The following is a 14,813-nucleotide window of genomic DNA, read 5'->3' as shown; positions in this document are numbered from 1 at the left end:
AGAAATGGATGCAGACAAGCACTGATAGTGTAGTGGTATCACGTGACCTTGCCATGGTCACAACCTGGGTTCAAATCCCAGTCAGTGCATCTTTGTCGTGACACTCCGCGCCGAGTCTCATCTCGGCGCACGCTCTGTCACGAGTTCGGTGCTCGGACCCGGTACGAGGAGCGAACACGAACGAGCGACCGTCGGTCGACTCCCGGTCGACGCGTCTCGGTGGCCCCACTCAGTAGCACCCTGCAACGGTGTCACTGCTCCCCCCGACCGCCCGACGAGTCGGCCGGCCGTCCGTACTGACGAAATCCAGTAACGTCCCACTCACAGAACAGTCGTGTCGAGTGGAACCACCGTACTGCGGCCTCCCTACGTCACAGTTTGTCACATATCCGTTCACGAACCTTATTCATTCTCTGGACGGTGAATTTATGAGGGACGATGTCGAGTGAGTGGACGATGGACTATCGGAGCGTCGCGGACCTGAACGCAGACGTGCGTCGGATGGCGTGGGACCTACCGCGCGACGTCGATGCGGTGGTCGGTATCTCGCGTGGCGGTGTCCTCGCCGCCGACCTGCTGCACCAGACGACGGGCCGGCCCGTGTTGCGTCTCGACGACGGGACGCTCCGGACGGGAAGCGTCGAGTCGGGTGCGACAGTGCTGGCGCTCACCGACGCGCTCCTCGACGGCGTCCCGGAGTCGCCCGTCACCGAGGACGACGGTGTCGAGGTGCTGACGGGTGCCGTCTACGTCGGCGACGGGGTCGAGACCCTCCCCGACCTCTGGGTCGACCGAATCGCCACGCCGTGTGCGTTCGAGTGGCGGGCGCTCCACCCGACGCGACTCGGGAACGCCTGCGTCGACATCGACGGCGTGTTGTGTCGCGACCCGACGCCCGAGGAGAACGACGACGGACCGCGCTACCGGGAGTTCCTCCGAAGCGTCGAGCCACGGCTGATTCCCGACGAGCGCGTCGGGTGGCTCGTCACCTGCCGGCTGGAGCAGTACCGCCCGGAGACCGAGCAGTGGCTGGCCGAGCACGGCGTCGAGTACGACGAACTCGTGATGTGGGACCTCCCGAACAAGGCGGCCAGAGACGAGCAGGGAGGCCACGGCGAGTACAAAGCGGAGGTGTACGACCGGGTGGGTGCGGACATCTTCATCGAGAGCTCCGAACAGCAGGCGGTCGTCATCGCACGGGAGGCCGGAAAGCCGGTGTACTGCTTCGACACGAACCAGACGATTCCCCCCGGCGAAGCTGCAGACGAGTACGGCTACGACTCCTACCTCGTCAGGTTCGCGGAGAACCCGCGGTCGTTCCTGAGGACCGCGGGCCGCCACGTCGCCTCGAAGGGCGTCGACACGGTCACTCAGACCGCCGGTATGTTCCGGTAGGGCGGCTACGCCGAACCACGCTACTCCTCACGGGTCGCTCCGTCGCCGGTGGGCTCGCCGTCGGCTTCCTACGAGACCGGAGGTCCCGCACCCCCCAGTTCGGTTTTCGAGGCCCTCGCTAGCGCTCGCGCCTCGCTACTCCTTCACGGCACACTTCGTTCGCCGTTCCGTTCGCGGTTCTCGCTCGCTCCGCTCACTCCGAACCTCCCTACTCCTCCCGAGGCGTCCAGCGCAACTCCAGTGCGACCGAACCGTCGCCGAATCCGAAGTCCGGGTCCGAGTCGACGGTGATGGCCTGTGGCGGGTGGAGCGACACCTCCTCGTCGTCGACGTAGGCGACGAACGACTCGGGGTCGGCGTCGAGCTTGTTCGCCAACTCCTCCAGCTCCGCGACGAGCTCCTCCCGGGTGGCGAGCTTTCGACGCTCACCGCGTGGAACGCCGCCGATGACGGGGTCGATGCTCACGTCCCGCGAGCGGTTCGACAGGACGGCGTTGACCGCGACGCCGAGCAGGAGCACGAGGCTGCTGAAGTAGAGCCACGTCAACAGGAGGACGACGACGGCGACGAGGCTCTGGGTGTCACCCTTTCCGGACACCGAGACGTACAGCTTGAACAGCGTGGCGAACAGCGTCAGGCCGATTGAGGCGACGACGACGCCCGGAAGCACCTCGGCGACACTCACGTCGGCGTCGGGGAAGACGTAGTACATCGGCAGGAACGCGACGGTGAGGAAGCCGACGGTGACGACGCCGCCGACGAGGGCGACGGCGGGGCCGCTCCCGGTGATGGGAAAGCGCGTCCCGACGTAGATGGCGGCGACGATAGCCGCCGCGAACGTCCCGAGGACGAGCGCGCCGTCGGTCAACTGGTCGGCGAACGTGTTGGCGGCCTCGGACTCGTAGATGTCCGAGAACGCGGTGTCCAACCCCCGGAAGATGCGCAGGCTCCCCCACAGCAACACCGCGAGTCCGATCAACGAGAGCCCTGCAGACTGGTTCGAGGCCGAGATCTCTTCGAGCAGGAGTTTCGAGACGTCCTCGGTCAGCAACGCCTTGGTGAGCGACTCGACGCCCCGCTGGAGCGAGAGCCCGATCGTCGAGGAGACGGCGACGAGCAACACGAGCGCCGGAAGGAGCGAGACGAACGCGTGGTAGGCGATAGAGCCGGCCATGAACGTGAGTTTCTCCGCGCGCGCCTCGCGCACGATGGCCCGGAGCACCTCCTCGGTCCGTGCCAGTCGCCCCTCGTGTCGCTCGATTGTCTCTGAGACGCCGCCCATACGCCCCCGACGCAACCGGCCAGCAAATAACCGCAGGCCCCCGCGGCGAACGGAACGTGGCCGGCCGCCAGGCACGTGCCACCGCCACGCTTTCGACCCGGCCCCTCGAACCCCGGACCGACCATGACCGTCATCGGATTCCTCAGCGTCGCGCCGGTCACCGAACAGTCGATGGGCGAGGAGGTGGCGAAGGCCGTCGCCGCGCTCGACGACTTCGACGTCGCCTACGAGACGACGCCGATGGGGACCACCATCGAAGCCGACAGCATCGACGAACTGCTCGACGCGGTGAAGGCCGCCCACACCGCCGTCGACGGCGACCGGGTGAGCACGTTCCTGAAGGTGGACGACAAGCGCACAAGCGACCAGCGCGCCAGCGAGAAGGTCGACGCCGTCGAGCGACACCTCGGCCACGAGGCGAGAAAGGAGCGCTGAACGTCCGACCACGACTGCGTTCGGGGCCCCGGTACGCAGCCTTATTCGGTCGAGACGCGTCCCGAACGGTGAGAGCGCAGATGACGACCCAGTACTACACGGCGACGAGCATCGACGGCTACATCGCCGACGAGGAGCACTCCCTCGACTGGCTGTTCCAGTTCGGTGACGGCGAGGAGGCCGCCGACGGCTACGCAGAGTTCTTCGACCAGGTCGGTGCCCTGGCGATGGGATCGACGACCTACGAGTGGGTCGTCGACCACGAGCAGCTTCGGGAGAACCCGGGGGAGTGGCCGTACGAGGTTCCGACGTGGGTGTTCACCACCCGAGCGCTACCGGTCGTCGAGGGCGCGGACGTCACCTTCGTAGAGGGCGACGTCGCCCCGGTCCACGCGGAAATGGTCGCGGCCGCCAGAGGCGAGAACGTCTGGCTCGTCGGTGGCGGTGACCTCGTCGGTCAGTTCCACGACGAGGGCCTGCTCGACGAGGTGCTGCTCACCGTCGCGCCCGTCACGCTCGGGTCGGGGGCACCACTGCTCCCGCGGCGAATCACCGACCCACCGCTGAAACTGGTGAGTGCGGAACCACAGGGCGACGAGTTCGCGGTGCTGACCTACGAGGTACGACACGCCGACGAGTGACGGTGGCCGGGCGACCGGTCCCGCAGCAGGAGCGACCTCCGAACGCTCTTTACCACCCGTGGAGTCCACTCACCCAATGAGAGCAGCCCTCGTCATCCTCGACGGCTGGGGACTCGGCACGGGAGACGAACGCGGCCCCGACGACGGCGGCCGGGACGCCGTCGCCGCCGCCGACACGCCGACCGTCGACGACTACCGCGAACGCGGCGCGTTCGGCACGCTCGAAACCCACGGCGAGTGGGTCGGCCTCCCCGAGGGACAGATGGGGAACAGCGAGGTCGGCCATCTCACCATCGGTGCGGGGCGGGTCGTCGAGCAGGACGCGACGCGAATCGACGCGGCCGTCGCGGGGGACGGACTCGGCGCGAACGAGACCATCGCCAGCGCGTTCGACTACGCCCGCGACCACGACGGCCGCGTCCACTTCGTGGGGCTCGTCAGCGACGGCGGTGTCCACTCGATGCAGACGCACCTCCACGCGCTACTTCGGGCCGCAGCGGACGCCGGCGTGGAGGCCGTCACCCACGCGTTCACCGACGGGCGAGACACCGCCCCGAAGGGTGGCGCAGGCTACCTGCGAGAACTCGAAACCGTCGCCGAGGACGCCGGGACCGGTCACGTCGCGACCGTCACGGGCCGGTACTACGCGATGGACCGCGACCAGAACTGGGAGCGGACGAAGCGCGCGTACGACGCCATCGTCGGGCGCGAGGCCCCACACGAGGCCGACAGCGCCGTCGCCGCCGTCGAAGCGTCCTACGAGCGTGGCGACACCGACGAGTTCGTCGAACCGACGCTCGTGGAGGACGGTCCTGTCCTCGAATCGGGCGATGCAGTCGTCTTCGTCAACTTCCGGGCCGACCGCGCTCGTCAACTCGTGCGCATGCTCGCGGACGTCCGTCCAGAGTGGTCGTTCGACACCGACCCCCCCGAGACGCGACTGGTGACGATGACGGAGTACGACGAGACGTTCGACCTGCCGGTCGCCTTCCCGCCGCGCCAACCCGAGGACACGCTGGGAGAGGTGGTCGCGAACCGGGGCTGGACGCAGGGTCGCCTCGCCGAGACGGAGAAGTACGCTCACGTCACCTACTTCCTCAACGGCGGGCGCGAGGTGGAGTTCGACGGCGAGGTGCGCGACATCGTCCCGAGTCCCGACGTCCCCACCTACGAGGAGACGCCGGCGATGAGCGCTCCCGAGGTCACCGACGCCGCGCTGGCGATGGTCGAGGAGTCGGACCCCGACCTGCTCGTGCTCAACTACGCGAACGCTGACATGGTGGGCCACACCGGCGACTTCGACGCCGCGACGGCGGCCTGCGAAGCCGTCGACGAACAGGTCGGTCGTCTCGTCCCCGCGCTGCTCGCCGCCGGCGCGAACGTGATTCTCACCGCCGACCACGGCAACGCCGACGACATGGGCACCCCCGAGGACCCCCACACCGCCCACACGCTCAACCCGGTCCCGGTCGTCCTCCTCACGCCCAACGACGCGGGCGAACCGAGCGACGGCGGCTACTCGCTTCGCGAGGACGCCGGTCTCGCCGCACTCTCGCCGACGCTGCTCGAACTGATGGCTGTCGACCAGCCTGCGTCGATGACCGGAAAGTCGCTGCTGGAGTGAGGACGGAGCGTTCCGAGGGAGCCGTCAGACCCCGCCGGTCCGGAACGAGAAGTCGAGTGCGGGCGCGCTGTGGGTCAGCGACCCCATCGAGATCACGTCGACGCCCGTCGACGCGTAGGCGGGGACGTCCGCGAGCGTGATGCCGCCCGAGGCCTCGGCCAGCACGCCTTCGGGGAGCGCCTCGACGCCGCGTTCGACCGCCTCGGGTGGGAGGTTGTCGAGCAGGACGACGTCCGCGCCGGCCTCGGCCGCCCGGGGGGCGTCGTCGGGGCGCTCGACCTCTACCTCCACTTTCGTCGTGAACGAGACGCGCTCTCGGAAGTGGTCGACAGCACCCTCTAGCCCCATCTCGGCGACGTGGTTGTCCTTCACCATCACCATGTGCGAGAGGTCCAGGCGGTGGGTGTCGCCGCCGCCGGCGACGACGGCACGCTTCTCGATACCGCGGAGTCCGGGCGTCGTCTTGCGGGTGCAGGCGATGCGAACCGTGTCGCTGACTTCGCGGGCCGCGTCGACGGCCTGGCGAGTCCGGGTGGCGACGCCCGAGGCGTGGCCGACGACGTTGACCGCCACGCGCTCGCCGCGGAGTATCTCGCGCGCTGGCCCTTCGACACGGAACACGCTGTCCCCACCATCGACACGTTCGCCGTCCACCACGAGCGTCTCGAACCCGATGTCGAGGTAGTCGAACACGCGCTCGGCGGCGTCGAGTCCCGCGACGACGCCCGCCTCCTTCGCGACGAGGCGACCGGTCGTCTCGCCGGGCACCTGGTTGGTCACGTCGTGGTGGCCGAGGTCCTCGACCAGCCACGACTCGACCTGTGCGTCAGTCAGCATCGACCTCGGGGGCGGTCGTCAGGTAGTGACAGCCTCGCGACTCGGTGTTCTCGGCGGCCGCTCGGGCGACGAGCAACCCCGTAACGGACGCGTTCCGGAGTTCGTAGAGGTCGCGTGCAGTTCGAGTGCGGGTGTAAGCGTCGACCTCACCTTTCAGGCGACGGAGCGCACCACGAGCACGGCGAAGTCCGTCGGCGTCGCGTTCGAGACCGACGTGTTCGTCCATCACGCGCTGGAGACGGCGGCGCTTGTCCGTACAGAACCCCGGCGGCAGGGCGGGGTCGCTGTCGTCGGGCAGCGGCGCGTCGACCGGTTCGGGGTCGTGTCCCGTCGCCGCCTCACCGGCGCGCAACCCCCAGACGAGCCCTTCGAGGAGGCTCGTCGAGGCGAGTCTGTTCGCGCCGTGGACGCCCGTCCGGGCGCACTCGCCGACCGCAAACAGGCGGTCGAGACTCGTTCGCCCCTCGTGGTCGACGGCGACCCCGCCACAGAGGAAGTGCTCGACGGGACCGACCGGAATCCCGTCTGCCCAGTCGACGTCGTGCTCCTCACAGAGCGCCGCGAGGTCCGGGAACTCCTCGTCGAAGTCGAGGTCGCTCACGTCGAGGCGAACGTCGCCGGTCCGCTCGCGTTCGGTGGCGACGGCGCGGGCGACGACGTCACGCGGCGCGAGGTCGGCGTCGGCGTGGTAGTCGGGCATGAACCGCTCGTCGCGGGCGTTCCGGAGGACGGCACCCTCACCACGGACGGCCTCGCTGAGGAGGAACGTGTCCTCGCTCCCCTCACCGGCGTACGCCGTCGGGTGGAACTGGACGTACTCCAGGTCTCGCGTCTCCGCGCCCGCGAGCGCGGCCATCGCTACGCCGTCGCCGGTCGCCGCGTCGGGGTTCGTCGAGCGGCCGTAACACGCCCCGATGCCGCCGGTCGCGAGCACGGTCGCCCCCGCGAAGCAGTGTGCGAGGTCGCCGTCGCGTTCGAGCAACGCGCCGTGGACGCGGCCCTCGGCGGTGAGGAGGTCGAGCGCCATCGTGTCCGCCTGGAGCGTCACGTCGTCGCGCTCGTCGAGGTGAGCGAGGAACGGTCCGAGGAGGTGTCTCCCGGTCGAGGCGTCGACGTGGAGGATGCGTCGCTCGGAGTGGGCCGCCTCCCGCGTGAGGTGGTAGTCGTCGGTAGTCGTCGCGGTGGCGGAGCCGTCGGTGTCGGGACCCGTGACGGTTCGCCCCGTCTCGCGCCCCTCGGACGTGTCGAATGGCACGTCGAGCGTCCGAATCAATACGTCCTCGACCACCCCACGGGCGTCGGCGACGAGCGACTCGACCGCCGCCCGGTCGGCCGCCCCGTCGCTGGCGGCGACGATGTCCTCGACGAACGTCTCGGGGTCGTCGCCGGTCACGGCGATACCGCCCTGCGCCCACCACGAGGCACTCTCCTCGGGGGCGGTCGCCTTCGTCGCGACGGTCACGGACGCGCCCGCGCGTGCGGCGGCGAGCGCGGCCGAACAGCCCGCGATACCGCTGCCGACGACGAGGACGTCGGTCTCCATCTGCCGCATCTCAGACCTCCAGCATGCGGTCGAGCGCGAGCTTCGCCAGGCGCTTCTCGTCGGGCGCGACTTCGACGACGTTGCGCTCTCGACCCGCGGCGAGCTCTTCGAGCACCCACGTCAGGTAGTTGGGGTCGACCTGGCGCATCGCGTTGCAGTCCATGCAGGCGTCGCCACACAGCGGTACGACGTTCACCTCGGGGTGCCAGCGCGCGAGGTGGCGCGCGAGGTGAATCTCGGTGCCGATGGCCCACGTCTCGCCGGGATCGGCCGCGGCGACGGTCTCGCAGATGGTCGCCGTCGACCCGACGACGTCCGCCGCGGCACACACCTCGCGGCGACACTCGGGGTGGACGACGACGTTCGCCTCGGAGTGCTCGCCCCGGACCTGCTCGACGTGCTCGACGCGGAACCGTTCGTGGACCTGGCAGTAGCCGTCCCAGAGCACCACGTCGGCGTCCGCGACGGCGTCGGCGTCGTGGTCGGGGGCCCACGGGTCCCACTCGACCGTACGGTCGGCGATGCCCATGTCGTAGGCGGTGTTCTCCCCGAGGTGTTTGTCGGGGAGGAACAGCACGACGTCGCCGCGCTCGAACGCCCACTCGAACGCGTCGGCGGCGTTCGAGGAGGTACAGACCAGTCCCCCCTGCTCGGCGCAGAACGCCTTCAGGTCGGCGTAGCTGTTCATGTACGTGATGGGGATCACGGTGCGATCGCCCGTCGCGGCCTCGATGGCTTCCCACGCCGAGTCGACCTGCAACGCCTCGGCCATCCCGGCCATCGGGCACGACGCCTCCATCGACGGCAGGATGACGGTCTGGTCGTCGTCGGTGATGACGTCCGCCGACTCGGCCATGAACGTCACCCCGCAGAAGACGACGTACTTCGCGTCGGCGTTCGCCGCCTCGACGCTCAACTGGTAGGAGTCGCCGACGAAGTCGGCGGCCTCCACGAGTTCGCGGCGCTGGTAGTTGTGGCCCAGCACGACCACGTCGTCGCCCAGCGTCTCGCGCGCGGCGGCGATGCGCTCGGTCCGTTCGTCCTCGGTCAACCCGCGGTAGGCGGCCGGTAGCTGTTCGAGGCTGTCGTATTTGAACAGGCTGAGGTCCGTCTCGAAGCCCGCAGTTTCCATCTTCGGCATCTGGTACTCCTCGTTGAAAACACACCAAATCCGCCTAGTGAATAAATTTTTTCTTCAGAGTAGTGCTCTAACGAGTGGGACACGAACGAAAGGCGATAGAAGACACGCGTCGCTAAACGACGTCGGAATCGTCGGTAGGGGGACGAGAGAGTAACGCTTCAGCGACGTTCGTCCCGTGAGTCCCGTCGAGCGACACGTTCGCCGTCGCTCCGGGACATCGCCGACCGCTGGTCGTGTTCGGAGCGGACGAGCGCGTAGAGGGCGACGGGTGCGAGCACCGCCAGCGCGAGGAAGACGAGGACGAACACCGAACCGATCTGGAGCGAGACCATGCTTCGGGTCGGTTCAGCGACCTGTTAGTCGTTGTGGCGATTCCTGGGACGTGTCGGGAGTCTCACTCGACCGAACAGACCTCCGGCGGGACCACCTGGACGAACAGTTGCTTGTTCTCGGGAGCGACGTCCTCCCACAGCACCGCGCCCTCGTCGACGATGTTCTGCGGGTCGAGCGCCTCGTCGCGAAGGACGATCGCGGCGGTGAACGCCGGCGGCCGGAGTTCGGGTTCGCCACCCGCACCACCGTCGCCGTCGTCGCCACCCTCACCGTTCTCGGTGGTCCCCTCCTCCGTCTCCGGTGGTTCGGGCGGTTCGGGGGGTGCACACGGGTCCGGGACGGGCGGCGTCTCGGTCGCCTCGCCCACGACGATGCGCCCGACGTGGCCGAATATCTCGTGCGGTGCGCAGTAGTAGTCGTAGACCCCCGGCCGGTCGAAGCAGTACAGCCACGTCGCCCCTGCCCCGAGGTACGGCGACGAGAAGAACGCGAGTCCCCCGTCCTCGCGTTCGGGGACGCGCAGTTGGCGGCCCGCGTACGGGTGGTACGACGACACCGTGTGCCCTGGTGTCACGTACCGGAACGCGACGACGTCGCCGACGTCCACGGCGAGTCCGGTCGGCTGGTAGTAGAACTCCGGAATCGGGTTCTCCGGGTCGCTCGGCGGATTGATGAGAATCTGGACCTCGTGGTCCGGTTCGACGGGGAGTCGCTCGTCGGGCGTCAGCGCGACGTAGCCGAGGTTCGGGTCGATGGCGCGTTTCCCGCGCCGAGGACGACCGTACTTCCCACCCTTTCCGTAGCCCTTCCCCTCCTTCTCGTCGTCTCCGCCGGCCGCGCTCGCGGTCCCACCGAGCGCGGTGAGCGCCGCGGCGGCACCGGCCGCCTGTAAGAGCCGTCGGCGCTGGACGCTCCAGTCGTCCGCCGGGCCGTCCCGCCCGACCTTCTCCTCGTCCACTTCGATAGGCCTCATGTGCGGCGAGACAGTTCTGACTGCCGTCTGATAGTTATGGCCGCCGACTCACGAGAAACGGACAATTTCACGGACCGGTCCCGTTCCGGGAGGGTTCGTCGCGGTCAGTCCTCGAACCGCGCGACGACGCGGCCGTCGACGACGGTGTGGGTGACCGAAACGTCGCCGATAGCCTCGGGAGCGACCGTCCACGGCGACTCGTCGAGGACGACGAGGTCCGCTCGCTTGCCGACGGTCAGGGTGCCGAGACGGTCCTCGTCGAACCCGGCGTACGCCGCGCCGCTGGTGTAGGCTCGGAGCGCCTCGGTGACGGAGAGGCGCTGGCCGTCCGCGGGTGCGGTGACGGCCTGCTGGACACCGAACAGCGGGCCGAGCGGCATGCAGTCACTCCCGAACGCGAGGGGGACGCCCGCGTCGAGCAGGTCGCGGTAGCGGTTGGTCGAGCGCGCCCGGTCGACGCCGAGGCGCTCGTCGTAGAGGCCGCCCTCGCGCGCCCACTTCAGGAAGTTCGGCTGGACCGACGCGACGACGCCCAGTTCCGCGAACCGCGCTATCAGGTCGTCGCTGAGCAGTTCGGCGTGCTCGACGCGGTGGCGCAGTTCCGCCGGGGCCGACGTGCCGGCGTACGCGTCGAGCACCGCCCGAATCGCCTCGTCACCGATGGCGTGGGCGGTGAACTGCAGGTCGGCGGCGTCGGCCCGCTCGACGTACGCCTCCAGTTCGTCGGGGGTGACGACCCACTGGCCGGTCGCGTCCGCGGCGTCACTCGGGTCGTCGCCCTCACGCTCGGGCGCGTCGGCGTACGGTTCCGAGAGCTTCGCGGTCCGGCCGCCGAAACTGCCGTCGGTGAAGCTCTTGACGCCGCCCGTCCGGACGAACTCGCTGCCGTGGTTCGTCCGCGCCCCGAGGTCGACGAGCGAGTCGAGGTGGTCGGTCCAGTAGTTGACGCGGACCCGGAGGTCCAGGTCGCCGGCGGCGTCGAGTTCCCGGTAGACGCGCGGGGCCTCGCTGTTACGGACCATGTCGTGGACTCCCGTTACGCCGTGGGCGTGCGCGAAGTCACGGGCCGCCCGGACGAGCGACCGCATCTCGCCGACGTCCGGGTCGACAGTGTCCCAGACCGCGTCGACGGCCTCCTCGACGACGACGCCCGTCGGGTCGCCACCTTCGCGCTGGACGTCGGCCTCGGGCATCGACTCGGCCAGTCGGTCGAGCGCGACGGAGTTCAGCCCCGCCGTGTGCATGTCCTCGCGGAAGGCGACGACGGGACGGGTCTCGCTCACCGCGTCGAGGTCCGCGCGGGTGAGGTAGCGCGACTCCGCCCAGACGCTCTCGTCGTAGCCGAACCCCTGGACCCACTCGGTGGCCGGGTCGTCGGTCACCCTTTCGGGGGTGTCGTCGTCGGCCGAGTCGTCGGTCTCGGCGGCCCGTTCGGCGAGCAGGTCGACGGCGTCGGCGGGCGAGTCGGCCGTCGAGAGGTCGGCGTGGACGAGACGACGGCCCACCATCGGGAGGTGGGTGTGGGCGTCGACGAACCCCGGGAGGACGACGCGGCCCTCGCAGTCGAGCACCTCGGTGTCGGCCCCGACGAGGAACTGCATCTCGTAGGCGTCGCCGACGCGGACGACCTCGCCGTCGCGAACCGCGAGCGCCTCATGGGTCTCGTCGGGCGACGCGAGCGTGTGGACCTCGGCGTTCGTCACGACGAGGTCCGCGGGTGCGGTCATACCGGGTGGGCGCGGGGAGGCGACAAAAGCGTAGCCGCTCCGGTCGCGGCGACCGACTCAGACCTCGGTTCCGTCGGTATCCTCGGTGGGTGCGACGTCGACGTCCTCGGGAGTGTCGCCGAACGCGATCTGCCCGTAGTTGAGCAGGGCGACGAACACCGTCCCGCCGAGGACGTTCCCCACCGTCGTCCACAGGAGGAAGTGGCCGAAGTCGAGCACCGTCACGCCCTGACCGAGCAACAGCGCGCCGAGCACTTCGGTCGTCCCCAACAGCGCGTGGTGGAACGGGCCGAAGCCGATGCCGGCGGTGACGATCCAGACGACGAGCACCTCGCCGACGGTGTCGCGACTCGCCGACGCGAGCCACGTCACCAGCCCCATCAGCCACCCGGCGACCACGCCGCTCAGGACGACGGTCCACCACGGGTACGGCACCAGCGCCTCGGCCATCGTCCCGAACGCGCTCGGGTCGACGATGCCCATCGCGGGGCCGAGCACCGCGACCAGCGCCGCGAACGCGCCACAGCCCACGAGGTTCGCGACGTAGACGACGCCCCACAGTCGCCCGAGGTCCGAGAGCGCGGCGTCCCCCGAGAACACCGGTAGCCACGCCATCGTCGTGTGGGCGGTGAACAGCTCCGTCTGGCCGAGCATGACGACGACGAACCCGACGGCGGAGGCGTTCGCCAGCGCGAACTGCTGGACGAGTTTCGAGTCGAACCCGCCGCTGTAGGTCAGCGTCATCGCCATGAACAGCGCACCGAAGCTGACTCCCAGCCCCGCCGTGATTCCCGAGAACGCGAGCGCCGGCGTCGAGCGCCGCATCTCGCGGACGGCGCTCTCGACCTGCTGTTCGAACACGCCCACGAACTTCCGGGCGTCCGTCGCCGAGGCGTGGCGCTTGTTGTCGGGCGGGGGGTCCTGGTCTGACATCCGGTTTCCGTCGTCTACTCGGGGGCAGGGTATGAACCCTGTTCTTGCCCGTGCGGCCGCGAGTCGCCGAACCGTTCATCACCCGTTCGGTCGAACCTCGACCCATGCCCGGCCCGCTGTTCGCCAGCGACGGTCGCGTCGACCTGCGACCCGTCGCCGAGGAGGACCACGACGCCATCGCCCGCGACATGAACCACCCCGACGTCCGCATCCCCGGTGGCGGCCCGACCGGTCCCACCGACGCCGACGCCGTCGACGAGTTCGTCGAGTGGCTCGGCAACGACGACAACACCGCGTTCGTCGTCCACGCCGAGGGCGGCTACGTCGGCCTCGTCACGCTCCGCGAGGAGGGGTTCCAGGGCACCGTCGCCACCTACGGCGTCTGGATAACCCCCGAGGCGCAGGGTCGAGGGTACGCACGCGCCGCCAGCGAACTGCTGTTCGAGTGGGCGTTCGACCAGCACGGCTACCACAAGGTCGCGGCGAACGTCTTCTCGTTCAACGAGGCGTCGATGGCGCTCGTCCGGTCGCTCGGGTTCACCGAGGAGGGCGTCCACCGCGAGGAGCGCTTCGCCAACGGCGAGTTCTGTGACGTCCACCGGTTCGGGTTGCTGGCCCGCGAGTGGCGCTAGAAGGTGGGTGTATCTGTCCGGAGAACGGTAGCGTTGCGAACACCTCGAAAGCCCCGAGACTCACGACTCGGGGCTTTCAGTCCGCCCGCGGTAGGTGGCGAATCAGTAGACGCGCGTGGTTCGAGGTGGTCGCAGACCAAGAGTCTCGTAGAACGGTACCGACGAACCCCTGCCCGGAATCCGAATCCTTAGCGTCCCCCCGGCCGACGCCCGCGTATGACCGCTGCCGACGCCGACGAGGAACTCGCGGCGACGCTCGCGACCCGCGTCCAGGAGGGCGAACTCCGACTGTACGAACTCGAAGAGCACACCGACGCCGACACCGCGGCGATGGCCCGTCGCCTCCTGCTCGAACGCGAGACGGACGCGACGCTCTCGACGGTCGGCGACTACTCGTTCGATGCCGCCGACGCCAGCGGAACGAACATCGAGAACATGACCGGCGCGGTGCAGGTTCCGGTCGGCGTCGTCGGCCCCGTCCATCTCGACGGCGAGGCGGCGACCGACGAGCACTACCTGCCGCTGGCGACCACCGAAGGGGCCTTGCTCGCCTCGGTCAACCGCGGCTGTGCGACGATTCGCGAGAGCGGCGGGGCGACCGCCCGCGTCCTCAAGTCGAAGATGACCCGTGCGCCCGTCTTCCGGGTCGCGGACGTGGCCGAGGCCAGCGAGGTCGTCTCGTGGGTTCGCGAGAACGAGGAGACGCTTCGCGCGGCCGCCGAGTCCACCACGAGCCACGGCGAGGTCGTCGAGGTCACGCCGTACGTCGTCGGCGACAACGTCTTCCTCCGGTTCGGTTTCGACTCGAAGGACGCGATGGGGATGAACATGGCGACCATCGGCACGCAGGAGGCGTGTGAGGTCGTCGAGGCGGAGACGCCCGCCTCGCTCGTCGCGCTGTCCGGAAACCTCTGTACGGACAAGAAACCCGCCGCCATCAACGCCGTCGAGGGGCGCGGCCGGACGGTGTCGGCGGATGTCGAGATTCCCGCCGAGACCGTCGAGGCGGTCCTCAAGACCACGCCGGCGGCCATCGCGGAGGCCAACACCCGGAAGAACCACGTCGGGTCGGCGAAGGCCGGGTCGCTCGGGTTCAACGCGCAGGCCGCCAACGTCGTCGCCGCGGCGTTCCTCGCGACCGGTCAGGACCCCGCGCAGGTCGTCGAGGGGTCGAACGTCATTACGACCGCCGACGTCCGGACCGACGACGAGGGGAACGAGTCGCTGTACGCGAGCGTCACGCTCGCCTCGCTCGAACTCGGGACGGTCGGCGGCGGGACGAAACTCCCCTCGCAGGCCGAGGGACTCGACGTGGTC

General features: G+C 69.2%; 14 protein-coding genes and 1 tRNA gene. 7 read left to right on the top strand and 8 right to left on the bottom strand.

All coding sequences use genetic code 11. The features are described 5' to 3' along the window. Positions 1–18 precede the first annotated feature (18 nt). Positions 19–89, top strand: a tRNA-Gly gene (locus M1L36_RS16085). 367 nt (positions 90–456) lie between these two features. Further along, positions 457–1,395, top strand: a complete 939-nt coding sequence (locus M1L36_RS16080) for an orotate phosphoribosyltransferase (RefSeq protein ID WP_250874758.1) — start codon at positions 457–459, stop codon at positions 1,393–1,395. Between the two features lie 208 nt (positions 1,396–1,603). On the opposite strand, the gene M1L36_RS16075 is transcribed toward M1L36_RS16080, so the two are convergent. Continuing rightward, positions 1,604–2,677, bottom strand: a complete 1,074-nt coding sequence (locus M1L36_RS16075; RefSeq protein ID WP_250874757.1) for a YihY/virulence factor BrkB family protein — start codon at positions 2,675–2,677, stop codon at positions 1,604–1,606. 123 nt (positions 2,678–2,800) lie between these two features. On the opposite strand from M1L36_RS16075, the gene M1L36_RS16070 reads away from it, so the two are divergent. The 3 genes from M1L36_RS16070 (at position 2,801) to gpmI (ending at position 5,377) form a co-directional block, all read left to right on the top strand. Further along, positions 2,801–3,112 carry an MTH1187 family thiamine-binding protein gene (locus tag M1L36_RS16070; protein ID WP_250874756.1) on the top strand — a complete coding sequence of 104 codons (312 nt, stop codon included), beginning with the start codon at positions 2,801–2,803 and terminating at the stop codon, positions 3,110–3,112. A gap of 80 nt (positions 3,113–3,192) precedes the next feature. Then, entirely contained in the window at positions 3,193–3,753 is a 561-nt protein-coding gene (locus tag M1L36_RS16065) for a dihydrofolate reductase family protein (RefSeq protein WP_250874755.1), read from the top strand. A gap of 76 nt (positions 3,754–3,829) precedes the next feature. After that, a complete protein-coding gene (gene gpmI / locus M1L36_RS16060) occupies positions 3,830–5,377 on the top strand; it encodes a 2,3-bisphosphoglycerate-independent phosphoglycerate mutase (RefSeq protein ID WP_250874754.1) in 1,548 nt (515 codons plus the stop codon). 24 nt (positions 5,378–5,401) lie between these two features. On the opposite strand, the gene nadC is transcribed toward gpmI, so the two are convergent. The 7 genes from nadC to M1L36_RS16025 all read right to left on the bottom strand — a co-directional run bounded on the left by nadC (position 5,402) and on the right by M1L36_RS16025 (position 12,864). Continuing rightward, positions 5,402–6,214 (bottom strand): carboxylating nicotinate-nucleotide diphosphorylase, encoded by an 813-nt coding sequence (gene nadC, locus M1L36_RS16055; protein ID WP_250874753.1) that lies wholly within the window; start codon positions 6,212–6,214, stop codon positions 5,402–5,404. Next, positions 6,204–7,766 carry an L-aspartate oxidase gene (locus M1L36_RS16050; protein WP_250874752.1) on the bottom strand — a complete coding sequence of 521 codons (1,563 nt, stop codon included), beginning with the start codon at positions 7,764–7,766 and terminating at the stop codon, positions 6,204–6,206. The genes nadC and M1L36_RS16050 overlap by 11 nt, the downstream gene beginning before the upstream one ends. A gap of 1 nt (position 7,767) precedes the next feature. After that, complete coding sequence (gene nadA / locus M1L36_RS16045) at positions 7,768–8,889, bottom strand: quinolinate synthase NadA (RefSeq protein WP_250875582.1); 1,122 nt, start codon at positions 8,887–8,889, stop codon at positions 7,768–7,770. Between the two features lie 167 nt (positions 8,890–9,056). Then, a complete protein-coding gene (locus M1L36_RS16040; protein WP_250874751.1) occupies positions 9,057–9,230 on the bottom strand; it encodes a DUF8143 family protein in 174 nt (57 codons plus the stop codon). Between the two features lie 62 nt (positions 9,231–9,292). Continuing rightward, on the bottom strand, positions 9,293–10,204 hold the full coding sequence (locus tag M1L36_RS16035) for a cupredoxin domain-containing protein (protein WP_250874750.1): 912 nt from the start codon (positions 10,202–10,204) through the stop codon (positions 9,293–9,295). Positions 10,205–10,308: 104 nt separating this feature from the next. Continuing rightward, complete coding sequence (locus tag M1L36_RS16030) at positions 10,309–11,931, bottom strand: amidohydrolase (RefSeq protein WP_250874749.1); 1,623 nt, start codon at positions 11,929–11,931, stop codon at positions 10,309–10,311. Positions 11,932–11,988: 57 nt separating this feature from the next. Next, a complete protein-coding gene (locus M1L36_RS16025; protein WP_250874748.1) occupies positions 11,989–12,864 on the bottom strand; it encodes a formate/nitrite transporter family protein in 876 nt (291 codons plus the stop codon). 104 nt (positions 12,865–12,968) lie between these two features. On the opposite strand from M1L36_RS16025, the gene M1L36_RS16020 reads away from it, so the two are divergent. After that, positions 12,969–13,496 (top strand): GNAT family N-acetyltransferase, encoded by a 528-nt coding sequence (locus M1L36_RS16020; RefSeq protein WP_250874747.1) that lies wholly within the window; start codon positions 12,969–12,971, stop codon positions 13,494–13,496. A 216-nt stretch (positions 13,497–13,712) separates the two neighbouring features. After that, positions 13,713–14,813 (top strand): hydroxymethylglutaryl-CoA reductase (locus M1L36_RS16015; protein WP_250874746.1); only part of this gene is annotated, 1,101 nt, incomplete at its 3' end.

The organism is Halomarina rubra (assembly GCF_023699475.1).
Taxonomy (GTDB): Archaea; Halobacteriota; Halobacteria; order Halobacteriales; family Haloarculaceae; genus Halomarina; species Halomarina rubra.
The sequence above is the reverse complement of the archived record's forward strand: the minus strand, read 5'-3'. Positions and strand labels throughout refer to the sequence as shown.

Coding starts and splice junctions, on each gene's coding strand:
- M1L36_RS16080 (WP_250874758.1), top strand. CDS start 457: ATGGACTATCGGAGCGTCGCGGACCTGAACGCAGACGTGCGTCGGATG.
- M1L36_RS16075 (WP_250874757.1), bottom strand. CDS start 2,677: ATGGGCGGCGTCTCAGAGACAATCGAGCGACACGAGGGGCGACTGGCA.
- M1L36_RS16070 (WP_250874756.1), top strand. CDS start 2,801: ATGACCGTCATCGGATTCCTCAGCGTCGCGCCGGTCACCGAACAGTCG.
- M1L36_RS16065 (WP_250874755.1), top strand. CDS start 3,193: ATGACGACCCAGTACTACACGGCGACGAGCATCGACGGCTACATCGCC.
- gpmI (WP_250874754.1), top strand. CDS start 3,830: ATGAGAGCAGCCCTCGTCATCCTCGACGGCTGGGGACTCGGCACGGGA.
- nadC (WP_250874753.1), bottom strand. CDS start 6,214: ATGCTGACTGACGCACAGGTCGAGTCGTGGCTGGTCGAGGACCTCGGC.
- M1L36_RS16050 (WP_250874752.1), bottom strand. CDS start 7,766: ATGCGGCAGATGGAGACCGACGTCCTCGTCGTCGGCAGCGGTATCGCG.
- nadA (WP_250875582.1), bottom strand. CDS start 8,889: ATGGAAACTGCGGGCTTCGAGACGGACCTCAGCCTGTTCAAATACGAC.
- M1L36_RS16040 (WP_250874751.1), bottom strand. CDS start 9,230: ATGGTCTCGCTCCAGATCGGTTCGGTGTTCGTCCTCGTCTTCCTCGCG.
- M1L36_RS16035 (WP_250874750.1), bottom strand. CDS start 10,204: ATGAGGCCTATCGAAGTGGACGAGGAGAAGGTCGGGCGGGACGGCCCG.
- M1L36_RS16030 (WP_250874749.1), bottom strand. CDS start 11,931: ATGACCGCACCCGCGGACCTCGTCGTGACGAACGCCGAGGTCCACACG.
- M1L36_RS16025 (WP_250874748.1), bottom strand. CDS start 12,864: ATGTCAGACCAGGACCCCCCGCCCGACAACAAGCGCCACGCCTCGGCG.
- M1L36_RS16020 (WP_250874747.1), top strand. CDS start 12,969: ATGCCCGGCCCGCTGTTCGCCAGCGACGGTCGCGTCGACCTGCGACCC.